At 72.7% G+C, this 21,421-nt stretch carries 20 protein-coding genes and 1 pseudogene; 2 read left to right on the forward strand and 19 right to left on the reverse strand.

The window, feature by feature from the left end; translation table 11 throughout:
- Positions 1-50: 50 nt before the first annotated feature.
- Genes AB0B41_RS32685 through AB0B41_RS32710 form a run of 6 tightly spaced genes read right to left on the reverse strand, consistent with a single transcriptional unit; the run spans position 51 to position 6,498 of the window.
- Positions 51-1,952, reverse strand: coding sequence for an NAD(P)/FAD-dependent oxidoreductase (locus tag AB0B41_RS32685; RefSeq protein WP_358210227.1), 1,902 nt, complete (start codon positions 1,950-1,952; stop codon positions 51-53).
- Positions 1,949-2,143: a ferredoxin gene (locus AB0B41_RS32690; protein ID WP_037048983.1), complete on the reverse strand. Its 195-nt coding sequence runs from the start codon at positions 2,141-2,143 to the stop codon at positions 1,949-1,951. The genes AB0B41_RS32685 and AB0B41_RS32690 overlap by 4 nt, the downstream gene beginning before the upstream one ends.
- Positions 2,140-3,366: a cytochrome P450 gene (locus AB0B41_RS32695; RefSeq protein ID WP_358210230.1), complete on the reverse strand. Its 1,227-nt coding sequence runs from the start codon at positions 3,364-3,366 to the stop codon at positions 2,140-2,142. Before AB0B41_RS32695 ends, AB0B41_RS32690 begins: the two co-directional genes overlap by 4 nt.
- Positions 3,363-4,163 (reverse strand): ester cyclase, encoded by an 801-nt coding sequence (locus AB0B41_RS32700; protein WP_358210232.1) that lies wholly within the window; start codon positions 4,161-4,163, stop codon positions 3,363-3,365. The genes AB0B41_RS32695 and AB0B41_RS32700 overlap by 4 nt, the downstream gene beginning before the upstream one ends.
- On the reverse strand, positions 4,163-4,972 hold the full coding sequence (locus AB0B41_RS32705; protein WP_358210234.1) for an enoyl-CoA hydratase/isomerase family protein: 810 nt from the start codon (positions 4,970-4,972) through the stop codon (positions 4,163-4,165). The genes AB0B41_RS32700 and AB0B41_RS32705 overlap by 1 nt, the downstream gene beginning before the upstream one ends.
- Positions 4,969-6,498: a carboxyl transferase domain-containing protein gene (locus AB0B41_RS32710; protein WP_358210236.1), complete on the reverse strand. Its 1,530-nt coding sequence runs from the start codon at positions 6,496-6,498 to the stop codon at positions 4,969-4,971. The genes AB0B41_RS32705 and AB0B41_RS32710 overlap by 4 nt, the downstream gene beginning before the upstream one ends.
- A 190-nt stretch (positions 6,499-6,688) precedes the next feature.
- Here AB0B41_RS32710 and AB0B41_RS32715 point away from each other — a divergent pair, with 190 nt between their 5' ends.
- A complete protein-coding gene (locus AB0B41_RS32715; RefSeq protein WP_358210238.1) occupies positions 6,689-8,545 on the forward strand; it encodes a biotin carboxylase N-terminal domain-containing protein in 1,857 nt (618 codons plus the stop codon).
- Positions 8,546-8,628: 83 nt separating this feature from the next.
- Here AB0B41_RS32715 and AB0B41_RS32720 read toward each other — a convergent pair whose 3' ends face one another.
- From AB0B41_RS32720 to AB0B41_RS32735, 4 genes are all read right to left on the reverse strand, one after another.
- A complete protein-coding gene (locus AB0B41_RS32720) occupies positions 8,629-9,282 on the reverse strand; it encodes a TetR/AcrR family transcriptional regulator (protein ID WP_358210240.1) in 654 nt (217 codons plus the stop codon).
- Between the two features lie 53 nt (positions 9,283-9,335).
- A complete protein-coding gene (locus AB0B41_RS32725) occupies positions 9,336-10,097 on the reverse strand; it encodes an SDR family NAD(P)-dependent oxidoreductase (protein WP_358210242.1) in 762 nt (253 codons plus the stop codon).
- Between the two features lie 8 nt (positions 10,098-10,105).
- The gene (locus AB0B41_RS32730; protein ID WP_358210244.1) at positions 10,106-10,939 is read right to left on the reverse strand and encodes a mycofactocin-coupled SDR family oxidoreductase; all 834 of its coding nucleotides are present in this window, start codon (positions 10,937-10,939) and stop codon (positions 10,106-10,108) included.
- Positions 10,940-11,055: 116 nt separating this feature from the next.
- A complete protein-coding gene (locus AB0B41_RS32735) occupies positions 11,056-12,408 on the reverse strand; it encodes an FAD-dependent oxidoreductase (RefSeq protein ID WP_358210246.1) in 1,353 nt (450 codons plus the stop codon).
- 157 nt (positions 12,409-12,565) lie between these two features.
- Between AB0B41_RS32735 and AB0B41_RS32740 the strand changes: the two genes are divergently transcribed.
- Positions 12,566-12,985, forward strand: a complete 420-nt coding sequence (locus AB0B41_RS32740) for a hypothetical protein (protein WP_358210248.1) — start codon at positions 12,566-12,568, stop codon at positions 12,983-12,985.
- A 59-nt stretch (positions 12,986-13,044) separates the two neighbouring features.
- Here the strand turns inward: AB0B41_RS32740 and AB0B41_RS32745 are convergent, their stop codons facing one another.
- The 9 genes and pseudogenes from AB0B41_RS32745 to AB0B41_RS32785 all read right to left on the reverse strand — a co-directional run bounded on the left by AB0B41_RS32745 (position 13,045) and on the right by AB0B41_RS32785 (position 21,301).
- Positions 13,045-13,896, reverse strand: a complete 852-nt coding sequence (locus AB0B41_RS32745; RefSeq protein ID WP_358210250.1) for a mycofactocin-coupled SDR family oxidoreductase — start codon at positions 13,894-13,896, stop codon at positions 13,045-13,047.
- A gap of 69 nt (positions 13,897-13,965) precedes the next feature.
- The gene (locus tag AB0B41_RS32750; protein WP_358210252.1) at positions 13,966-14,421 is read right to left on the reverse strand and encodes a VOC family protein; all 456 of its coding nucleotides are present in this window, start codon (positions 14,419-14,421) and stop codon (positions 13,966-13,968) included.
- 1 nt (position 14,422) lies between these two features.
- Positions 14,423-15,712 (reverse strand): aromatic acid/H+ symport family MFS transporter, encoded by a 1,290-nt coding sequence (locus AB0B41_RS32755; protein WP_358210253.1) that lies wholly within the window; start codon positions 15,710-15,712, stop codon positions 14,423-14,425.
- Positions 15,712-17,181, reverse strand: a pseudogene (locus tag AB0B41_RS32760) (aldehyde dehydrogenase). The gene AB0B41_RS32755 and the pseudogene AB0B41_RS32760 overlap by 1 nt, the downstream one beginning before the upstream one ends.
- A gap of 83 nt (positions 17,182-17,264) precedes the next feature.
- Positions 17,265-17,681, reverse strand: a complete 417-nt coding sequence (locus AB0B41_RS32765; RefSeq protein ID WP_358210255.1) for a nuclear transport factor 2 family protein — start codon at positions 17,679-17,681, stop codon at positions 17,265-17,267.
- Positions 17,682-17,712: 31 nt separating this feature from the next.
- Positions 17,713-18,138 carry a nuclear transport factor 2 family protein gene (locus AB0B41_RS32770; RefSeq protein WP_358210257.1) on the reverse strand — a complete coding sequence of 142 codons (426 nt, stop codon included), beginning with the start codon at positions 18,136-18,138 and terminating at the stop codon, positions 17,713-17,715.
- 2 nt (positions 18,139-18,140) lie between these two features.
- The gene (locus AB0B41_RS32775; RefSeq protein ID WP_358210259.1) at positions 18,141-19,268 is read right to left on the reverse strand and encodes an NDMA-dependent alcohol dehydrogenase; all 1,128 of its coding nucleotides are present in this window, start codon (positions 19,266-19,268) and stop codon (positions 18,141-18,143) included.
- A 51-nt stretch (positions 19,269-19,319) separates the two neighbouring features.
- Complete coding sequence (locus tag AB0B41_RS32780) at positions 19,320-20,891, reverse strand: AMP-binding protein (RefSeq protein ID WP_358210260.1); 1,572 nt, start codon at positions 20,889-20,891, stop codon at positions 19,320-19,322.
- Positions 20,891-21,301 carry a nuclear transport factor 2 family protein gene (locus AB0B41_RS32785; RefSeq protein WP_358210262.1) on the reverse strand — a complete coding sequence of 137 codons (411 nt, stop codon included), beginning with the start codon at positions 21,299-21,301 and terminating at the stop codon, positions 20,891-20,893. The genes AB0B41_RS32780 and AB0B41_RS32785 overlap by 1 nt, the downstream gene beginning before the upstream one ends.
- Positions 21,302-21,421: the final 120 nt, after the last annotated feature.

The following is a 21,421-nucleotide window of genomic DNA, read 5'->3' on the forward strand; positions in this document are numbered from 1 at the left end:
CGAGCGAACGGCGCTCTCGCTCACATCCAGTGAGCGAGAGCGCCGTTCGTTCAGACGGTGAGGCCCGCGTCGGCGCCGGCGTTGACCGCGCGGACGAAGTCGGCCGGGGAGTCGGCGTCGCCGAGCACCCTGACCTCGATCCCCTCGCCGAGCTCCAGCCCGGTGGTGACGTCGGAGCCGGTCGGGCGCCACCCGATCGCGAGCGCGACGAGGTCGGCGTCGATCGCGTGCGCGGTGCCGTCGGCCTCCTGCCAGCGCACGACCCCGGGCTCGATCCCGACGACCGTGGCCCGGGTCAGGACCTCGACCCCGTCCTTCTTCAGCTGCCGCACCAGCTGCCGGCGGGTGATGGCCTCGATCCCGCGGCCGATGCTGCCGCGCATCTCGACGATCGTGACCTCGGCCCCCCGCGCCCGCATGAGCTCCGCGGTCTCGCAGCCGGTGGCGCTACCGCCGACCACGACCAGCCGCGTCCCGGGCCCGACCGCGATCTCGCCGCGCAGCAGCCGCTGCGCGTCGTGCACGGTGGGCCCGTCGATGCCCGGGATCGGCGGCACCAGCGGGTCCGCGCCCGTCGCCACGATCACGACGTCCGGCCGCTCGGCCGCGACGGTCCCCGCCGACACCGGCGCGGAGGTGTGGATCTCCACCCCGAGCGCCCCGAGCCGCCGCGCCTGGTGCTCGCGGAACCGCAGCACCTCGCGCTTGCTCGGCGCCAGGCCAGCGACCTCCAGCTTCCCGCCCAGCTCCGCGTCCCGCTCCCAGAGCGAGACCTCGTGCCCGCGCAGCCGGGCGAGCCGCGCCGCCTCCAGGCCCGACGGACCGGACCCGACGACCATCACCCGCCGCGGCCGAGCCGCGGGCTTGACCTCCCAGGTCAGCTCGCGGCCGACCTCGGGGTTCACCGAGCACCGGGCCCGCTCGCCGCGGCCGACCAGGTCGACGCACGCGTTGCAGGCGATGCACGGACGCAGCTCGTCCCGACGCCCGTCCCGCACCAGCAGCGGCCAGTCCGGCTCGGCAATCAGCCCGCGGCCGAGCAGCACCATGTCCGCCTCGCCCCACTCGACGATGCTCTCGGCGAGCTCCGGGTCGTCCAGCCGGCCGACGGCCATCACCGGCACCGACACGGCCTGCTTGACCGCCCGGACCAGCGGCCGCATGTGCCCGCGCGGCACGGACATCGGCGCGAGCGTCTGCTGCAGCGTCAACCAGGTCCCCGACGACACGGAGATCGACGCGACCCCGGCCTCCTCGAGCATCCGGGCGACGGCCACCGCCGACTCCAGGTCGAAGCCGTCCGGCTCGGCGTCCGTGCCGTTGAGCCGCCACACGAGCGGCAGGTCGCACGCCGCGACGATCGCCCGGGCGACCTCCACCGAGAACCGGGCGCGGTTCTCCAGCGAGCCGCCGTAGCCGTCCGTGCGGTGGTTGTGCTGCGGGGACAGGAAGTTCGACGGCAGGTAGCCGTGCGCCCCGTGCACCTCCAGGTAGTCGTACCCGGCCTCCTGCGCGTACCGGGCAGCTCGCGCGTAGTCGGCGACGATCCGCTCGATCTCCGGCACCGTCAGCTCGTGCGGGACCGGCGAGGCCGCGTTCAGCGGCACGGGCGACGGCGCCACGGACGGCCCCTCGACGACCTGCCGGCCGGGATGCATGAGCTGTACGCCGACCGTGACGTCGTGGGGCCGCAGGGCCTCGACGACCCGGCGCAGCCCGGGCAGGTACTCCGGCCCGCAGATCCGCGGCTCCGGCCCGACGGTGTCCGCGGAGACCAGGCAGCCCTCCACGGTGATCGCCCCGACGCCGCCCTCGGCCCGCCGGCGGTAGTAGGCCACGGTGTCGTCCGTGATGTACCCGCCGTTGTCGAGGCAGGTGCCCATGGGGGCCATGACCAGGCGGTTCTTCAGCGTGAGCGGGCCCAGCCGGACGGGGCTGAACAGCACGCTCACGACAGCACCTTCAGCGCGCGGACCGGGCAGGCGTCGACTCCCAGCTTCGCCGTGTCCTCCTCGCCCTCGGGGACCTCACGGTCCGGCCCGACGGCCGAGTAGCCGTCGTCGTCGAGGGGGAAGAGGTCCATGTCGACGATCGAGCACTGGCCGTGCGCTTCGCAGACCTCGCTGTCGACCCCGATCCTCACGAGTGGGTCACCACCAGCTTCTCCATGGAGCGGGAGGCCAGCACGTCCTTCCACTCCGGCTCCTCCGCGAGCGCCAGCCCGGGCAGCCGCTCGACGACCCGCGCCACCGCGATCCGGGTCTCCATCCGCGCCAGCTGGGCGCCGATGCAGGCATGGATGCCCTTGCCGAACGCGATGTGCGGGTTCGGGCTGCGCCCCAGGTCCACCGAGTCCGGGTCGGCGAACTTCTCCGGGTCGCGGTTGGCGGAGGCGAGCACGAGGTGCACCCTCTCCCCTGGCCGGATCGGCTTCCCGCGGACCTCGGTCTCGGCGACCACCCAGCGGTTGAGCACCTTGATCGGGCCGTCGAAGCGCAGCAGCTCCTCGACGGCCGGGCCGATCAGGGCCGGGTCGCGGCGCAGGCGGTCGAGCTGGTCGGGGTGCCGCAGCAGGGCCAGAACCGAGTTCGCGATCGAGTTCGTGGTGGTCTCGTGGCCGGCGAAGAGCAGCAGGGCACACATGCCGACGAGCTCGTCGTCGGAGAGCCGGTCGTCGCCCTCCTTCGCCATCAGGGCGGACAGCATGTCCTCGCCCGGCTCGGCCCGGCGCTTCTCGATCAGCGTGTGGAAGTAGGACTCCATCTCCCGGAGCCCACGCAGCGCCCGCTCGTGCCGGTCCGCCCGCGCGGCGCCGCCGGTGCCGAAGGCGACCAGCGCGAGCTCGTCCGACCACTCGCGGAAGCGGTCCCGGTCCTCGGGCGGCGCGCCGAGCATCGTCGCGATCACGGTGGCGGGCAGCGGGTAGGCGACCTCGGAGATCAGGTCCTGCGGGCCGGAGCCGCGCACGAAGGCGTCGAGGTGCTCGTCGACGATCCGGGTGATCATCTCGTCCATCGCCGCGATCCGCTGGCCCTTGAACGCACCGGCCGCGAGCTTGCGCAGCCGGGTGTGCACGGGCGGGTCGTTGACGACCATCCAGCCGGTCATCAGGCCGAGCACGCCGGTCGCGGCCGACTCGGCGCCGGCCTGCCGCTTGCGTTCCAGCACCGGGCGCACCCGGTCGTTGGAGAAGGCCTTGTTCTGGAAGGCGGCCGACACGTCGTCGTAGCGCGTAATCAGCCAGGCCCGGTGGGCCTCGCTCCAGTGCACCGGGTCGCTCTCGCGCAGGGCGCGGAAGACGGCGAAGGGATCGGCGCTGGCCGCCGGTGTCGTGAGATCGACGGAGTCGGCACGGGGCACGGTCACGACGCACTCCCCACCGTCGGCCGGGACAGGCTGCGGGCCAGCCCCAGGCGGTCCCGCACGATCCGCCCGCCGGTCACCCGACCGTCGGCCACGGTGACCAGCCCGACGAGGTGCAGCGTGCCGGGCGCGCCGGTGAGCGCGGCATCGTCGATCCCGGCGTCGGGGCCGAGCCCGCCCAGGTAGGTTCCGGTGCGGGTGACCCGGAAGGCCACGTGCGCGCCGGCGGAGAACAGGTCGTCGACCCGCGACGACGCGTCGGCGAGCAGGATGTCCGGCGCCCCGTCGTCGAGGGTGACCGGGCCGGGCGCGGACTCGTCGATCCAGGCCCGGACCACCTCCTCGGCCTCCGGATCCGGGGCGAGCGCCACGGTGTCCCACGGCGCCAGCGCCGGCGGCTCGACGCCCGCGGGCACGCCCGAGGCGAGCTGCCGCCGCCGGGCCAGGTAGTCCTGCTCCACGAAGTTCTCGACGAGCCTCGTGCCGTTCCAGCGGTACAGCCCGAGCCCGGTCCACGCCGCCCCGCGCCCGTCGTGCCTGACCGAACGGCCGTGCTCGGAGAACCGCATGGCCAGCCGGTCGCCGTTGGTCACGATCTCGTGGACCGTGAGGCACAGGCCGGGGAACTGCGTGAACTGCTTCTGCGACGCCGGGATGTACAGCTCGTCGCGGCCCGCCACCTCGTGCGGGCCCATCCGCAGCGTGTAGCCCGGCTCCATGATCTCGGGACAGACCGAGACGTCGTGCCGGTTGGTGTAGTCGTTGACGTAGCGCCGCATGAGCGCGACGAAAGGCTCCATTACCGCCCCTCGAACTTCGGCGCCCGCTTCCCGACGAACGCCGCGATCCCCTCGGCGGCGTCCGCGGTGGCGTGCAGGGTGGTCAGCGCGGCCGTGGAGTGGTCGAACTCCCCGCGGTCCACGCCCCGGTTGACCAGGTTCTTCCCCGTCGCCAGGGCGAGCGGGGCCATCCCGGCGATCCGCACCGCGATCTCCCGGGCCGTGTCCATCAGGTCCGCCGCCGGCACCACCTTCTGGGCCAGCCCGATCCGCAGCGCGGTCTCGGCGTCGGCCCGCTCCCCGGAGAACATCATCAGCTTCGTCCAGTGCCGCCCGATCACCGACGGCGCCCGCAGCACCCCGAACCCGGGCACCAGCCCGACCGCGCTCTCCGGCATCCCGAACTTCGCGTTGTCCGCCGCCACCACGACGTCGCAGGCCAGGGCCAGCTCGCAGCCGCCGCCCATGGCGTAGCCGTTCACCGCCGCGATCACCGGCAGCGGGGTCTCCTCGACCGCGGCGAAGGTCCGCATGCAGTCCTGCTGGAACGCCCGCTTGGCCGTGACGTCCGTCAGCTCGGCGAAGCTCGCGATGTCCCCGCCGGCGGAGAACGCCTTCTCCCCCGCCCCGGTGATGATCACCGCGCGGGTGCGGCCGTCGGCCTCCAGGGTGGCCAGCGCCTCGCGCATCTCCGCCCAGAAGGTGCGGCCCATCGCGTTCAGCTTCGCCGGGTCGTCGATCGTCAGCACGGCGATCGCCACGCGGCCGTCCCCGACCTCCTCGACCTCCACCCGGACGTTGCGGGTGGCGGTCCCGTTCGTACTGGTCACAGACGGCCTCCCAGAGATTTGCCGCCGAGGGCGATGTCGATGCTCGCCGCGACGACCTCCCGGGTCCGGCCCGGTTCGATGACGTCGTCGAGCGAGAGGTGCGCGGCGGCCTCCCAGGGCTCCGCCTCGCTGATCCATTCCGCCGTGAGCTCCGCGACCAGCGCCGCGTGCGCCTCCGGGCCCTGCTCGGCCAGCACCTTCTCCAGCCGCCGGCGGTGGATGGTGCGGATCCCGGTCTCCGGGGCCATGAACCCCAGCTCGGCGCTGGGCCAGGCGTAGAGGAAGTCCGGTTTGGTCGGGCGCCCGCCCATCGCGAAGTGCCCGCCGCCGTAGGCCTTGCGCAGCACCACCCCGACCTTGGGCACCGTGGCCTCGGCGATCGCCGAGACCAGCGCCTCGTAGCCGTGCAGGATCCCGCCGCGCTCGGCCTGCGTGCCGATCATCAGGCCCGGCACGTCGTGCAGGAACACCAGCGGCAACCCGAAGGTGTCGCACAGCTGCACGAACACCTTCTCCTTCTCCAACGCCGCCGGGTCCAGAGCACCCGCCCGCACGATCGGCTGGTTCCCGATCAGCCCGACCGGGCGGCCCTCGATCCGGGCCAGCGCGCACAGCAGGCTCGAGCCCCACCCGTCCGCCCAGGGCAGGATGCTGGCCTCGTCGGCCAGGCAGGCGAACACGTCGCGCATGTCGTAGCCCGACCGCGCCCCGAGCGGGACGATCTCCTCGAGGTCTTTCGGGTCCCGCCCCGGCGGCAGCGGCGGCGCCACCGGCGGGCGCTGCGTGGAGTTCTGCGGCATGTAGGACAGGAAGGCGGCGATCGCGTCCATCGCGTCGGCCTCGGTGTCCACGACCAGGTGCGCGTTGCCCGCCTCGGTCGCAGCCGCCGGCCCGCCCAGCTCGGAGTCGGTGACCTTCTCCCCGATCGCGGGCTCCACGACGCTCGGCCCGGAGAGCGCGATCGACCCGGAGCGCACCATCACCACGTAGTGCGCGGTGGAGGCGTGCAACGCCGAGTCCCCGTAGCTCGGGCCCAGCACCGCGGCCGCGCGGGGCACCACCGGCTGACCCGGCGGCGGCTTGAGGAACGTGGTGAAGTCCAGCGGGAGGCCGGAGAACCGCCAGCCGGAGACGTCCGGCATCCGGCCGCCGTCGGCGTCGCAGAGCAGGACGAGGGGGAAACCGTGCCGCTGCGCGTGCTCGATCAACCGCCCCTGCTTGCGCATGCTGATCGGGGCCGTGGTGCCCGCGACCACGCTGGAGTCGATGCCGATCACGCCGATGCGGCGGCCGTCGAGCAGGCCGAAGCCGGTCACGACGGCGTCGCCCGGGATGGGCTTCTCGCGCCGCAGCTCGGGCAGGGCGAGCGCCCCGATCTCGAACCACGTGTCCGGGTCGACGAGCATGTCGATCCGCTCGCGGACGGGCAGGCGACCGGACTCCCGGTGCCGGCGCAGGCCCTCCGGGCCGCCGCTGGCGTGGGCGGCCTCCTGCTTCTCGCGCAGGAGCGCGATCCTGTCCGCCATGGTGTGCGCGCCGGTGCCTCCAGTGGGAGCACTGCCGGGGGTGCCTGCTGGCGCCGTGGGGCTGTCCGTTGCCGTCACGGGACCTCCGCTCGTACCGGTGTCCGTCGGGTCTCACCGACGGACGCTAGACTACCAGACGGCCGATTGGTAGACAGACCTCGTCGACCCCCCGAGTAGAGCGGAGCGGCTCGTGTCGATCCAGACCGTCCTGGTGGCGAACCGTGGCGAGATCGCCGTGCGGATCATCCGGTCCTGCCGGGAGCTCGGCCTGCGGGCCGTCGCGGTGTACTCCGATGCCGACGCCGACGCGCTGCACGTCCGGCTGGCCGACGAGGCGCACCGGATCGGCCCGGCCCCTGCGCGGGCCTCGTATCTGGACGTCGACGCCCTGCTCGGCGCGGCCAAGGCCGCCGGCGCCGACGCCGTGCACCCCGGGTACGGCCTGCTCAGCGAGGACGCCGGGTTCGCCGAGGCCGTGACGGGCGCGGGGCTGACGTTCGTGGGGCCGTCGGCCGAGGTCATCGCGCGGATGGGCGACAAGGTCGCGGCCCGCGCGCTGGCCGAGGAGTGCGGGGTCCCGGTGCCGCCGGGGACCGGCGACCTCTCCGTCGAGGAGGCGACGCAGGCCGCGCCCCAGCTGGGGTTCCCGCTCGTGGTCAAGGCGTCGTTCGGGGGCGGCGGCCGCGGGATGCGGGTGGTGCACTCCGCCGACGAGCTGGCCGCCGCCATGGCCGCCGCCGGGCGCGAGGCCGGCGCCGCGTTCGGGCGCTCCGAGGTGCACCTCGAGCGGTACCTGGAACGCCCGCGGCACGTCGAGGTGCAGGTGATCGGCGATGCGCACGGCACCGTCGTGCACCTCTTCGACCGGGACTGCTCGGTGCAGCGGCGGCACCAGAAGCTGATCGAGGAGGCACCGGCCTTCGGGCTGTCGGACGCGCTGCGCGCGCGCCTGCTCGACGCCGCCGTGACCCTCGCGCGCACGGTGGGGTACGTCGGGGCGGGGACCGTCGAGTTCCTCGTGCTGCCGGAGTCCGCGCAGACCGAGGGGGAGTTCTTCTTCCTCGAGATGAACACCCGGCTGCAGGTCGAGCACGGGGTGACGGAGCTGGTCACGGGGCTGGACATCGTCGCCACGCAGCTCCGGGTGGCCGACGGGGCGCCGCTGCCCTTCACCCAGGACGACGTCCGGGTCTCGGGTCACGCGATCCAGGCCCGCATCGCCGCCGAGGACCCGTGGGCGGATTTCCGGCCCGCGCCCGGCGCCGTGACCGGGCTGGCGCTGCCGCTCGGGCCGGGGGTGCGCAACGACTTCGGCGTGGAGGCGGGCGGCGGCCCGGGCAGCAGGGTCGCTCCCGAGTACGACTCGATGTTCGGCAAGGTGCTCGCGCACGGCGCCGACCGCGACGCGGCCCGCCGCCGGCTGATCGCCGCACTCGGCGAGCTGCGGGTCGAGGGGGTGCCGACCACCGCCCCGTACCTGCGGGAGGTGCTGGACTCGGAGTCCTTCGCCGCGGGCACCCACGACACCGGCTCGGTGCAGCGGGAGTGGGTGCCGGACCCGGCGACGAAGCCCGGCGCGGGAGTCGGCTCCGGAGCCGGTGACGCGGCGGTCGGATCCGGCGCCGCCGGGGCGGTCGGGGCCGGGGCGGTCGGGGCCGGCGCGGTGTCGGGAGGCGCCACGGTGCCGATCCGCCGGGTCCGCATCGCGACGGACCGCGGCCCGGTGGAGGTGGCGGTCTACGGCCGCACCGTCCGCCCGGGCGCCGCGGCCACGGCGTCCACCCGCCCGGCCCGCGAGTCCGCCGGCGCGGCCGCGGGAGCATCCTCCGCGGCCGGCACCGTGCCCGTCGCGCCGATGGACGCGACCGTCGTCGAGGTCCGGGTGCTGCCCGGCCAGGAACTGGCGCCCGGTGACGTCGTCGCGGTGCTCGAGGCCATGAAGATGGAGATGGAGATCCGCGCGGAGGTCGGCGGGACGGTGGGGCAGGTGCTGGTCGGCGCCGGCAGCCCCGTCCCCGCCGGCTCCCCCCTGATCACCCTCACCTGATCCTCGGGCACCCGAGACCCACGCTTCGGCAGCGGAACGCTCGACAACCGAACGTTCCGCTGCCCGAACGTCCTCCTGAGGTGTCAGCGGGAGGCGCGGGCCTGCAACGCCTCCTCGGTCGCGATCCCGCGGATCGCCATCTCCGCCATCTCGGCCCCGATCTGCTCGGGGGTGAAGGTGCCGCCGGGACGGAACCAGCGGTACACCCAGTTCGTGGAGCCCAGGATCGACAGGGCCGCGAGCCGCGGGTCGAGGTCGGCCCGCACCAGCCCGCCGGCCTGCCCCTGCTCGACGAGGTCGCGGAACACGCCCTGGTAGGCGTGCTCGGACCCGAGGATCTCCCTCCGGCGGTCGACGGGCAGCGCCGACAGCTCGTGCAGGAAGACCGCGGTCGGCACGAGGTTGCGGCAGGTGTGCTCCACGTGCCCGCGGATCACGCTCTCCAGCCGCTCCAGCGGCCCGCCGGGCACCTCCGACCGGGACCGCACGACGGCCAGGCCCTCCTTGTGGACGGCGCTGATCACGTCGAAGAGCAGGTCCTCCTTGGACTGGATGTAGTAGTAGAGGCTGCCCTTGAGCATCCCGAGCCGGTCGGCGATGTCCTGCAGGGACGCGCCGTCGTAGCCCTTCTCGTAGAACACCTGCGTGGCGACCTCGATGAGCTCGGCCCAGCGCTCCTCGCGGGGTTTACGCTCTCCCCCGGAACGCCGCGCACTCCGCCCGGCCGGCTGCCGCATCCCCGCTCCCCTCGACGCGGTCGAATCGGCGGAGCCTACCAAACGGTCGACAGTCACAGGCGGGTCGCCGCGTCCAGCCGGACCACCTCGCCGTTGATCAGCTCGTTCTCCATGAACGCGGCGACCAGGTGCGCGAAGTCGGCGGGCCGGCCGAGCCGCTTGGGGAACACGTGCAGGTCCGTCAGCGCGGCGCGGCGCTTCTCGTCCGTGCCGGCGAGCATGCCGGTGTCCATGATCCCCGGGCAGACCGTCATGACCCGGATCCCCCAGATCGCGAGGTCGCGGGCCAGCGGCAGGGTCATCGCCGCGATCCCGCCCTTCGACGCCGAGTACGCGGCCTGCCCGGCCTGCCCCTCGAGCGCCGCGGCGGAGGAGACGTTGACGATCAGCCCGCGCTCGCCCTCCGGCCCCGGTTCGTTGCGGGACATGGCCGCCACGGCGTGCCGCAGCACGTCGAAGGTGCCGACGAGGTTGATCTCCAGCGTGCGCCGGAAGACGTCGAGCGGGTGCAGGTCGCCCTTGCGGGACAGCACCCGCGCGGCCGGGCTGATGCCCGCGGCGTTGACGCAGACGTCGATCCGGCCGAACCGGTCCGCGACGGCCGCGACCGCCTTCTCGACCTGTCCCTCGTCGCTCACGTCGGTCGGAACGAAGAAGGCCGCGTCGCCCAGCTCCGCCGCGAACGACTCCCCGTCCGACGACGACAGGTCCAGGATCCCGACCTTCCCGCCCCGCTCGACCAGCATCCGGGCCGTGCCGGCGCCGAGCCCGGAGGCCCCGCCGGTGACCAGCCCGACCGCGTCCGCGATCCGCACCGCGCCTCCTACTTGACGTTCGCGCCGGCGTCGACGGGCAGCGTGACGCCGGTGATGTACCGGGCCTCGTCGCTGCCCAGGAAGAGCACGGCGTTGCTGATGTCGATCGGCTCCACCCACGGGACCTCCAGCGCGTTGAGCGACAGGAAACCGGGCAGCGCCTTCTCCTGGCTGGGCTCGGGGTCGTCCGGCGCGAAGAGCTTCCAGGTGCCGGGGTTCTGGATCATGTCGGTGTCGACGTTGGTCGGGTGGATGGTGTTGACGCGGATGCGGTGCGGCGCCAGCTCGTTGGCCAGCGTGCGCATGAGCCCGACGATCCCGTGCTTGGTCGAGACGTAGTGCCCGACGTTCTGGATCCCCTTGAGCCCGCCGATCGAGCTGGTGAACATCAGCGACCCGCCGCCGCGCTGGATCAGGTGCGGCACGGCCGCGCGGGCGGTGTTCCAGACGCCGGTGAGGTTGACGTCCAGCATCTCCTGCCACATCTCGTCGGTGATCTCGAACGCGGCGCCGAAGCTGGCGATCCCCGCGTTCGCCACCGCGATGTCGAGCCCGCCGAGCTCGGTGACGCCCTCGTCGACCGCCGCCGTGAGCGCGGCCCGGTCGCGGACGTCGGCCACCCGCGCGACGATCCGCCGGTCGAGCTTCTCCACCTCGGCGACGGTCTCGTCGAGGTCGGCGCGAGTGGCCGGCGGGTACTTGTCCACGGTGGCCAGCGGCCCGCAGAGGTCGACCGCGATGATGTCGGCCCCCTCCTGCGCCAGCCGGACCGCGTGGCTGCGGCCCTGCCCGCGCGCGGCGCCGGTGATCAGCGCGACCTTGCCCTCGACCCGTCCCGCCATGGCACGCCTCCTCGCGTCGTCGACCGAATACTGTCTACCAAACGACTGTCAGAGAGGGAAGCACGAACGGCACGCTCGCTCGCACCTACCGAGCGAGAGCCGCTCGCTCAGCCCCGTCAGTAGCGCATCGTCCCCGCGAAGGCGTCGAGCCGGCGGCCGAGAACCGCCTCCGCGGTCGTGATGCCGGAGCGCGCGGCCTTGTCGATGCCGATCCCGCGGGCGCGGGTGGTGTCGCCGGTGAGCCAGAGCCCCTCGACGCCGCGGACCTCGGCGTCCGGGCGCACGGGCCCGACGAGCCCGGGCTTGCTGATCACTCCGTAGCTCGTGACGACGTGCGGTTTCGTCCACAGTGCCCCGCGCGCCGCCGGCATCATCTCCTCGACGTCCTCCCACAGCTCGGCGAATTTCCGGTCGAGCCAGGCGCGGTCCCCGTAATGCTCCGTGGCGTCGAACGAGGCGCCGACGCAGGTCAGGTACTCGCCGTCGGGCGAGACGCCGGGGTCGTAGCCGGTGAAGTTGAGCGTGAAGCCGGGCAGCCCGCACCGCGGCGTCGACAGGAACGACGCCATCTCCCGCTCGCTCATCGCGATCACCGGCTCCTTCGCGGCGATCCAGTAGCCGATCCAGCAGGCGCGGTTGCGGTTCGCGGCCAGCATCCCGATCCGAGACCGCAGCTCCCAGGGCAGGGCGCCGTCGTCGAACAGCCGCAGCAGGTCCCACACCGGCGCGGACACCACGACCTGCGGCGCCGGGACCTCCTCCCCGTCGCGCAGGGTCACGCCCTGCACGGCCCCGTCCCGGACGTCGACCCGCCGCACCGGCGCCGACAGCCGGATCTCCCCGCCCTTCGCCTCGAACGCCGCGACCATGGCGCGCCACAGCGCGTCCCACCCGCCCATCGGCCAGAACGAGTACCCCGCCGTGCGCTGCGTCGAGTAGTGCAGCTTGCGGGTGTAGAGGTTCTCCGAGGCCGAGTGCTCCCACGGGCGCAGCGTGATCTGCTCGAGGACCGAGATGGCCTCCCACACCGTGTAGACGCCCTCGTCCACGGTGTACTGCGCCATCCATTCGCGCAGCGACGCGTGGTTCCAGGTCTCCAGCTCGTCGTACGAGACGTCGGTGAGCGCCTGGATGCAGCGCTTGAGCCCCTGCTTCGCCGCGCCGGAGTACTGCTCCTGGATCGGCGCCCAGCCCTTCCCGTTCGTCCAGAACGGCATCGCGTCGCTGCGCTCGGAGTGCACCAGGTCGAGCCCCATCACCGAGCAGACCCGCGTCAGCGAGTCGCCGGGGTCCTCGACGAGGTGGCTGCCGAGCCCGAGCTGGTGCCCCTTGTACCGGTACTCCCGCGCCCGCCCGCCCAGGTACGCGTGCTTCTCCAGCAGCAGCACCCGCTTGCCCTGCTCCGCCAGCAGCGAGGCGGTGACCAGGCCGGACGTACCCGCCCCGACCACGATGACGTCGTACGACACGGGCGCCTCCCTGCGTCTACCGTTCGTTTGGTAGTGACGCTAGCGCCGTGGTCCCCGACGGGCAACCACCGCCGGAGACCCGTTCACCCCCGGCGGATGACGACCCCGGCCGACGGTCGAGCCAGCCTCCACGTACCGCCGACGGAGGAGGACGGACGTGACCGGAGACCTCACCGCCGGGGACCCGCGAGCACCTCGGCGCACGCGATGGGTCGTGGTGGTGCGTCTGGCGGCGGTAGTGCTGTTCCTGCTCGGGTTGTGGAACGTGTGGGACGGGATCAGCGCGCTCGCCCGTGGTGGGTTCGTGGTCGCGGACGCCGACCGGGTCCTGCTGCTGGAGGTCACCAAGTGGGGCTGGGTCCTGCTGGCCCTCGGGGTGGTGGAGCTCGCGGCCGCGCCGGCCCTGCTCCGCGGAGCCGGATGGGCACGGGTGGTGGCGGTCCTCGTGGCGGGCTTCAACGGGGTCGTCCAGCTGGCCTTCCTCGCCGCCTACCCCGTGGGAGCGGTCCTCATCCTGGTCCTGTCCGCCCTCATCGTGTGGGCCGTCGTGCGGCACGGCCAGGAAGTGGGCGGCTGAACGCCGCGTTCCGCCGGGTACACGGGCGGCACTCCAGGGAGCGCCACCCGTGACCACCACTACGCGTGCGGGATCTTGAACGGTGCCAGCGCGCCCGCGTCGACGACGTGGGTCGTGCCGGTGACGTACCGGGCCTCCTCCGAGGCCAGGTAGAGCACCGCATTGCTGATGTCGACCGGGTCCACCCACGGGATCGGGATGGCATTGAGGGCCGTGAAGCCGGCCTCCGCGTCGGCCCGCGTCGCGCCGCGCTGCCCGCCGAGGAAGAGCGAGTAGATCGGTTCGTTGTTGACCATGTCGGTGTCGACGGTCGTCGGGTGGACCGAGTTGCAGCGGATCCGGTGCGGCGCGAGCTCGACGGCGAGCGTGCGCATCAGGCCCGTGACGCCGTGCTTCGCCGCGGTGTAGTGCGCGAGGTTGCCGAACGCGATGAGCCCGGCGATCGAGCTGGTCAGGATGATGGAGCCGCCGGTCCCCTGCTCCAGCATCGCCGGGATCGCCGCCTTGGTCGTCTTCCAGACCCCGGTCAGGTTGATGTCGAGCATCTCCTGCCAGGAGTCCTCGGTGATCTCCCACGCCGGGGCGAAGGAGCCGATGCCGGCGTTGGCGACCACCACGTCGAGGTGCCCGAACTCCGACAGCCCGTCCGCGACGGTGGCCTCCAGCGCCCGCAGGTCGCGGACGTCGGCGACCCGGCTCAGCACCCGCCGGTCGAGGTCCTCGACCTGCTTGACCGTCTCGGCGAGGTCGGCCTCGGTCGCCCCGTCGTACGGCGCCGACGCCACGTCGGCGCAGAGGTCGACCGCGATGATGTCCGCGCCCTCCTGCGCGAGCCGCAGCGCGTGGCTGCGCCCCTGCCCGCGCGCCGCCCCGGTGACCAGCGCGACCTTGCCCTCGACCCGTCCCGCCATGGGGAACCTCCGTCGTCCGTGCGGGCCCCGTTGCCCGCGCCCCCACCGTCCGGGCGCGGCGGGGGCGGGTCAACTGCGCGGGACGATCACCTTGGCGACCTCGACGAGAGGCCCGTCGAGCAGCTCCAGGACCGTGCCGTCGGGGTCGGCCAGATAGACCACACGCAGCGGGCCCCAGTGCGAGGGCTCGGGCCAGAGCCGGTGCCCGCCCGCGGCCTCGGCGGCGGCGAGGGCGGCGTCGACGTCGTCGACCTGGATGCCCAGGTGGGGCAGGCGGGCGGCGGGGTCGGGCGGGCCGCACCACTGCGGCAGCGGGTCGAGCTCGAACAGCTCGACGCCGCTGCCGTCCGGGAAGCCGAGCAGGGCGAGGCGCACCGAGGTGCCGGGCGAGGCGTTCATGGCGAGTCCCGCCGCCCGCCCGCCGAGGGTCGTCGGCTCGGCCAGCGGCGTGGCGCCCAGCGCGCGGTAGAAGGCCGTCGCGCGGCCCAGGTCGGCGACCCGGACGCCGAGGTGGTGCAGGCTCACGTCACCCCCTGGCGGACTCGGGCGCGACCGGGCGCGCCACGGAGTCCCGCTCGTCCGGGTGCCGGCCGAGCGCCAGCACCAGCAGCATCGCGACCAGCGCGAACGCGGCGAAGAAGTAGAAGTTCCACTGGAACGCGACGCCCGCCCCGATCAGCAGCCCCACCGCGTACGGGCCGAGGATCCCGCCTAGCCGCCCGACGCCCATCGCGAACCCGAGCCCGGTCGCCCGGATCCGGGTCGGGTACGAGGCGGCGACGAACCCGTTGACCAGGATCTGCGAGCCCATCGCGCCGAAGCCGAGGAACGCGACGAGCACGTACAGCACGGCCTGCGGCAGCACGAAGGACAGCAGCACCAGGCACACCGTCCCGACGCCGAGCGCGAGCGGGATGACCCGCTTCGAGCCGATCCGGTCGGCGACCGTGGCGATCACGAGCGTGCCGACGACATTGCCCAGGTTCAGCACCAGCAGGAACGCGATCGCCGAGCCCAGCGGGTAGCCGGCCTGCCGCATGATCTGCGGCAGCCAGGTGCCCACGCCGTAGCTCAGCAGCAGCCCGCAGAAGCTGATCAGCGCGAACAGGATCGTCCAGCGGCGGTAGCGGCCGAAGATCTCCGCGGTCCGCACCTTCTGCGCCGGCCCCGCGGGCGCCGGCTCGAGCGCGATCCCGTGCCGCGCGGCGAGCGCCGCCGCCTCCTCGTCCCGGCCCCGGGCCCGCAGCCACGCCGGCGACTCCGGCAGCCACGTGAGCGCGATCGGGAAGAGGACCAGCCACGGCGCCGCGCCCACGGCGAACATCACCCGGAACCCGCCGACCGGCAGCAGCGCGATGGCCACCGCCGCGCAGATCACCCCGCCCGAGGAGTACCCGGCGTGGACCACGGAGTTGTAGAGCTGCCGGCGGTCCCGCGGCGCGTACTCCACGGCCAGCGCGATCGCCGAGGGCAGCACGCCCCCGAGCCCGACGCCGGCCACGAACCGCAGCAGCCCGAAGACCTCCGGGTTCGGGGCGACCGCGCACAGCCCGGTGGCGACGCTGAACCAGGTGATCGCGATCAGCACGAGGCGCCGCCGCCCGAGTCGGTCGGTCAGCCAGCCGGACGACAGCGCCCCGACCGCCATGCCGACCAGGGCGAGGCTGCCGATCAGGCCCGCCTCCGCGGCCGTGAGCCCCCACGGCTCGTACTGCAGCAGCGAGGGGACGACGGTCCCGTAGACGACCAGGTCGTAGCCGTCGAGGATCACGACCGCGAAGCAGATCGCGACGACGGCGGCGCCGGGCGCACGCATCAGATCCCCTGGATCATCTTGGTCTCGAAGTACGGCGCGATGCCCTCCACGCCGCCCTCGCGCCCGAGCCCGGACTGTTTGAACCCGCCGAAGGGCTGGGTCACGCACATCGACGCGTCGTTGACGTAGATCTGCCCGGTGCGGACCCGCCGCGCGACGCGCTCGCCGAGCGCCTTGTCCTGCGTGTACACCGCGCCCGAGAGGCCGTAGTCGGAGTCGTTGGCGATCGCGACGGCGTGGTCGACGTCGTCGTACGGGATCACCGTCAGGACCGGGCCGAAGATCTCCTCGCGGGCGATGGTCATGTCGTTGGTGGCGTTCGCGAACAGGGTGGGCTCCACGAACCAGCCCTTGTCGAGGTGCGCGGGCCGACCGCCGCCGGTGACGAGCGTGGCGCCCTCGGCCCTGCCCTTCGCGATGTAGCCCTCGACGCGGTCGCGCTGGCGCTCGGCCGCGAGCGGGCCGATGAACGTGTTCGGGTCGCGGGGGTCGCCGACGGTCAGCCCGCTCATCGCGGCCGCGGCGGCCTCGACGAACTCGTCGTGCCGGTCCCGCGAGACCAGCAGCCGGGTGATCGCGGCGCAGACCTGCCCGGAGTGCCCCCAGCCCGCCGGGAGCAGCGAGGGAAGGACCTGGTCGAGCGGGATGTCGTCGCACACGATGCCGGCGGACTTGCCGCCCAGCTCCAGCGTCACGCGGGCGATCCGCTCGCCGCACAGGCTCATGATCCGCCGGCCCGCGGCCGTCGAGCCGGTGAACGAGACCTTGTCGACGCCGGGGTGCCTGACCAGGTGCTCCCCCACCTCCCGGCCGGCGGGCAGCACGCTGATCACGCCCTCCGGCAGGCCGGCGGCCTCGAGCGCCTCGGCGAGCAGCAGGGTGGAGACGGGCCCCTCGGGGGCGGGCTTGAGCACGACCGTTCAGCCCGCGGCCAGGGCCGGGGAGATCTTCAGCGAGGCCGTGGCGACCGGCCCGTTCCACGGGATGATCGTGGCGACGACGCCGACCGGCTCCTGCACGATGACGGCCTGCTGTGCCGATCCCCCAGGCCCGTCCCACGTCCGCCGCTCCTCGAACGCGACCCGCTCGTGCAGGGTGGCGGCGTCGTTCCACATCGCCGTGGCGTTGCCGTGGAACGCGCTGGAGATGAAGGTCGGCGCGCCGAGCTCCTCGGTGAACGAGGCCTCCATCGCGGGAATCCGCTTCTGGATCTCCTCGCCGATGCGGCGCAGGTACCCGGCGCGCTCGGTGGGGCTCATCCGCGGCCACGGGCCCTCGTCGAAGGCCACCCGCGCCGCGGCGACGGCGGCGTCGACGTCGGCCGTGGACGCCTCCGCGACGGTGGCGAGGTGCTCCTCGGTGATCGGTGAGACGACGTCGATCGTCGCGTCCGAGGCGGCGGCGACCCAGTGGCCGCCGACGAAGACCTTGTCGAAGGAGCGCACCGGTGAGTCGGCGGCGAGGGTCATGCGGCTGTCCTTCCACTGTGGAGTCACGGGGCGAACGGCACCCTCGCTCACCAGGTCTGAGCGAGCGCGCCGTTCGCCTGGGGTCAGGCCGGGCGTGCGACGGTGGCGCCCTGGGCCCGCAGGAACACGAGCGGGTCGAAGAACTCGGCGAAGGCGGCGAGCTTGCCGTCCCGCACCGTGAAGGTGCTGATGTAGGAGTTCCGGTAGGGCTCGCCGGTGGAGAGCATCGTGCTGTCGCTGCGGTACTCCGCCACGAACTCGCCCTCCGTCGCCAGCGGCGAGATCACCAGGTCGTGGAAGCCCAGCGGGCCGACCAGGTGCGGGAAGCCGGCGTACAGCGCGAGCACGGCCTCCTTGCCCTCGGTCACCTTCGGCACGGGGTCGGGCGCGAACGGCAGCCGGACCACGACGTCGTCGGCGAAGATCTCGCCGAGCTCGTCGATGGCGAGCTCGTTCATGATCTCGACGTAGCGCTCGATCACCTCGGCGCCGGTGCTCATGCCGCCTCCGCGGAGGGGAGTGCGTCGGCGGTCACGCGTCGAACCCCTCCATCTGCGGGGCCGTGAGCGGCGAGATCGCCCGGCCGGAGATCTTCCAGGTGTCGCCGACCCGGCGGTACTCGTCGCGGTTGAGCGCGATCGCCTTGATCGTGGCGCCGGACTTCGTCCTCCCCTCCGCGTACACGTAGTTGGTGCCGTGCGCGGTGTCCGGACCGTCGAACTCGACGATGTGGTTGGTCATGATGTGGCACTGCTCGGCCATCGACTCGGCGTCGGCCTTGAAGAAGCCGTGGATCTCGTCCCGGCCCTCGAACCGCTTGAGACCCACCGCCGTGGCGTCCCAGTAGGCGTCGTCGGTGTAGGCCGAGAGGGCCTCGTCCGGGTCGAACAGGTCGAGCCCGCGGGCGTAGAGCAGCGTGGCGGTGATGATCTGCTGGACGTCGTCGGCGCGGCTCATCGTCAGCCCTCCTGGTCGTACATGATCACGCCGCGGAGGTTGAGGCCCTTCTGCATGTCCGCGAACGCCTGGTTGATGTCCTCGAGCGCGTAGGTGCGCGTGATCAGCTCGTCGAGCTTGAGCTGCCCGGTCCGGTAGAGGTCCGTGAGCAGCGGGATGTCGTTGCGGGACTGCGTGGTCCCGTACAGCGAGCCCTGCAGCCGCTTGCCGGACATCGCGAAGGTGAACAGGTCGAACTCGACGTCCCGCTGCAGGATCGGCGCGGCCGAGGTCAGCACGATGACGCCGCCGCGGCGGGTCATCTCCTGCGCCGGGTTCAGCAGGTTCCCGTAGGCGATGCCGACGGTGATGATGACCCGGTCGGCGCCCTGGCCGTTGGTCAGCTGCTCGACGAGCTTCGCGGCCTCCTCGTAGCTAGACACCGCGTGCGTGGCCCCGAACTCCTGGGCCTGCTCCTGCTTGAAGGGCACCGGGTCGATCGCGATGATGTTCTTGGCGCCCTTGTGCTTCGCGCCCTGCACCGCGTTGATCCCGACGCCACCGATGCCGACGATCACGACCGTGTCGCCGAGCTGCATGTCGGCGGCGTAGACGGAGGAGCCCCAGCCCGTCGGCACACCGCAGCCGATCAGCGCGGCCTTGTCCAGCGGGATGTCCTTGTCGATCTTGACGACGGCGTCGACCGGCGCGCAGACGTACGGCGCGAAGGTGCCGAGGAAGGACATGCAGCCCACGCCCTTGTCCCGGGCGTGCACGCGGTGGGTGCCGTCGGGCGCGTAGCCGGCCAGCACCCCGGCGCCCAGCTCGCACATGTTCGAGCGGCCGGAGACGCACATCGTGCAGCGGCCGCACGAGGGCAGGAAGGAGAGGACGACGTGGTCGCCGACCTCCAGGTCGTGCACCTCAGGGCCGACCTCGGTGACCACGCCGGCGCCCTCGTGGCCGCCGAGCACGGGCGCCCAGGGCAGCGGGATCACGCCGTCGTCGAGGTGGTGGTCGGAGTGGCAGATGCCGGACGCGGCCAGCTTCACCATCACCTCGCGGCGCTTCGGGGGATCGATCTCGATCTCCTCGACGCTCCAGCCGGAGTTGGTGCCGGGCTCCCAGAGCAGGGCTCCCTTGGTCTTCATGAATGCTCCCCTTCGAGCACGGGCACGGACATGAGCGGGGGACGAACGGGGTCAGACGGACCGGTCGCGGTCCGCCCAGTACGGGGCACGGAGATCGCGCTTGAGGATCTTCCCGGTGGGGGCCTTGGGCAGGGCGTCGACGAACTCGACGGAGCGGGGCTTCTGGTATGAGGCCAGGTGCTGCCGCGCGGTGTCGACGATCTCCGCCTCGGTCGCGGTGGTCTCCGGCTTGAGCACGACGAACGCCTTGACGGCCTCGCCCCACTCGTCGTCGGGCACGCCGATCACGGCGCACTCGAGGACCGCCGGGTGCTGGTTGACGGCCTCCTCGACCTGGATCGAGTAGATGTTCTCGCCGCCGGAGATGATCATGTCCTTGGCGCGGTCGACGATGAAGACGTACGAGTCCGCGTCCCAGGTGGCGACGTCGCCGGTCCACATCCAGCCGTCCCGCAGGGTGGCCGCGGTGAGGTCGGGCCGGCCCCAGTAGCCGAGCATGTTCGCCTCGGACCGGACCACGATCTGCCCGGCGGTCCGTCCGTCCCTGGGCACCTCGTTCCCGTCCGGGTCGACCACGCGCACGGTCGTCACGAAGCCCTCGCGGCCGCACGACATGAGGCGTTCGGGATGGATCCCGCGCACCGCGTCGAGGTGGTCCTCCTGGGAGAGGAAACACATCGTGGTGCCCTCGGTCTGCCCGTAGCCCTGGATCAGGGTGCACGGGAAGTGGTCGAGGGCCGCCTTGACCACGCTCGACGGCATCGGGCCGCCGCCGTACTGGATGTTGCGCAGCGACGAGATGTCGTAGTTCGAGAAGCCGGGCACGGCCATCATCCAGTTGAGCATCGTGGTGATGCCGAGGAAGGCCGAGACCTTCTCCTCCTGGATGAGCTCCAGCGCGGTGCGGGCCTCGAAGTTCATCAGCACCAGCGGGCAGCCGTGGCGCATGTAGTTCATCGAGAGCACCACCGGGATGTGGTACATCTGCCCGGTCAGCATGTAGACGTCCGTCGGGACGATCCGCTCCGCCACCGTCTGGTTCAGCATTCCGAACGACGTGCTCGTGTGGCTGTGCAGGGCGCCCTTCGACTCCCCGGTGGTGCCGCCGGTGTAGAGGATGAAGAAGGGATCGGCGTCCCCGGTGGAGGCGGAGCGCTCCGGCTCGTCCGTGCTGCTGCGCGCCAGCAGGTCCTCGTAGCTGCCGTCGCCGCCCCGGCCGTACTGCAGCCAGTGCGGCACGTCGACCGCGGCCTGGAGCTGCTTGGCGGCGTCGAGCCACTCGTCGGAGGCGATCAGCGCCTTCGGCGCCGCATCGGCGACGATCTTGGTGAGCTCCGGGACGCCGAGCCGCCAGTTGAGCGGCTGCGCGACGAGCCCGGCGCGGCCGGCTGCGTAGTACAGCTCCTGGTACTCGATCGAGTTCTTGGCGAGGATCGCGACCCGGTCGCCCTTCGCGAGGCCGAGCCCGCCGTCGCCGATGCCGGCGAGGCCGTTGGCCAGCCGCCGCACCCGCTCGTCGAGCGTGCGCCAGTCCATCCGACGCCCGTTCGGGGCGTCGACGATCGCGTCCCGGGTCGGGGTCAGCGCCGCCCACTTCTCCGGGATCCGTCCGACGTTGACCATCAGTAGGGCAGGTCGAGGTAGATGTGCCGGGCGGCGATCAGCCAGGCGTCGCCCTGCTTCACCAGCTCGTCCCGGTACCAGCCGCTGGAGAGCACCCGGATCGCGCCGTCCTCGATGGACAACAGGGTGAGGTTCGACGTCGTGGAGGCGCTGTCGACCGTCTCCTTGACGATCACCAGGTTCGAGATGTTGTGCCGGCGCTGGTCGGTCTGCGCCGCGAGCGAGTCCGCGTGCAGCGTGCGGATGGCCTCGCGGCCGTCGAACGGGCCGATCGTGTCACCGTCGCGGCCGATCTGCATGGTCATGGTCGCGGTCTCGGTGAACTGTGCCGCGATGAGGTCGACGTCGTTCTCGTCGTAGCCCCAGGCCGCACGGCCCAGGGTGTTCTCGATCTCCGCACGAGCGGTCATGGGGGCCTCCGGCAACGCTGGTCATCATCGTCTAACGGCCGTTTGGTAGCGGTGAGGCTAGCACCAGGCGCGAGTGGTCCACAACACTCCCGTCCGCGGGGACGGAACGAGCCGGAAGGA

Source organism: Pseudonocardia sp. NPDC049154, from assembly GCF_040648315.1.
In the GTDB taxonomy this organism is placed as follows: domain Bacteria; phylum Actinomycetota; class Actinomycetes; order Mycobacteriales; family Pseudonocardiaceae; genus Pseudonocardia.

What these genes read in the sequence shown, in the direction of transcription:
- AB0B41_RS32785 (WP_358210262.1), bottom strand. Translation starts at nt 21,301, where the DNA reads ATGACCGCTCGTGCGGAGATCGAGAACACCCTGGGCCGTGCGGCCTGG.
- AB0B41_RS32745 (WP_358210250.1), bottom strand. Translation starts at nt 13,896, where the DNA reads ATGGCGGGACGGGTCGAGGGCAAGGTCGCGCTGGTCACCGGGGCGGCG.
- AB0B41_RS32770 (WP_358210257.1), bottom strand. Translation starts at nt 18,138, where the DNA reads ATGAGCCGCGCCGACGACGTCCAGCAGATCATCACCGCCACGCTGCTC.
- AB0B41_RS32775 (WP_358210259.1), bottom strand. Translation starts at nt 19,268, where the DNA reads ATGAAGACCAAGGGAGCCCTGCTCTGGGAGCCCGGCACCAACTCCGGC.
- AB0B41_RS32720 (WP_358210240.1), bottom strand. Translation starts at nt 9,282, where the DNA reads ATGCGGCAGCCGGCCGGGCGGAGTGCGCGGCGTTCCGGGGGAGAGCGT.
- AB0B41_RS32780 (WP_358210260.1), bottom strand. Translation starts at nt 20,891, where the DNA reads ATGGTCAACGTCGGACGGATCCCGGAGAAGTGGGCGGCGCTGACCCCG.
- AB0B41_RS32730 (WP_358210244.1), bottom strand. Translation starts at nt 10,939, where the DNA reads ATGGCGGGACGGGTCGAGGGCAAGGTCGCGCTGATCACCGGCGCCGCG.
- AB0B41_RS32700 (WP_358210232.1), bottom strand. Translation starts at nt 4,163, where the DNA reads ATGGAGCCTTTCGTCGCGCTCATGCGGCGCTACGTCAACGACTACACC.
- AB0B41_RS32755 (WP_358210253.1), bottom strand. Translation starts at nt 15,712, where the DNA reads ATGCGTGCGCCCGGCGCCGCCGTCGTCGCGATCTGCTTCGCGGTCGTG.
- AB0B41_RS32710 (WP_358210236.1), bottom strand. Translation starts at nt 6,498, where the DNA reads ATGGCGGACAGGATCGCGCTCCTGCGCGAGAAGCAGGAGGCCGCCCAC.
- AB0B41_RS32765 (WP_358210255.1), bottom strand. Translation starts at nt 17,681, where the DNA reads ATGAGCACCGGCGCCGAGGTGATCGAGCGCTACGTCGAGATCATGAAC.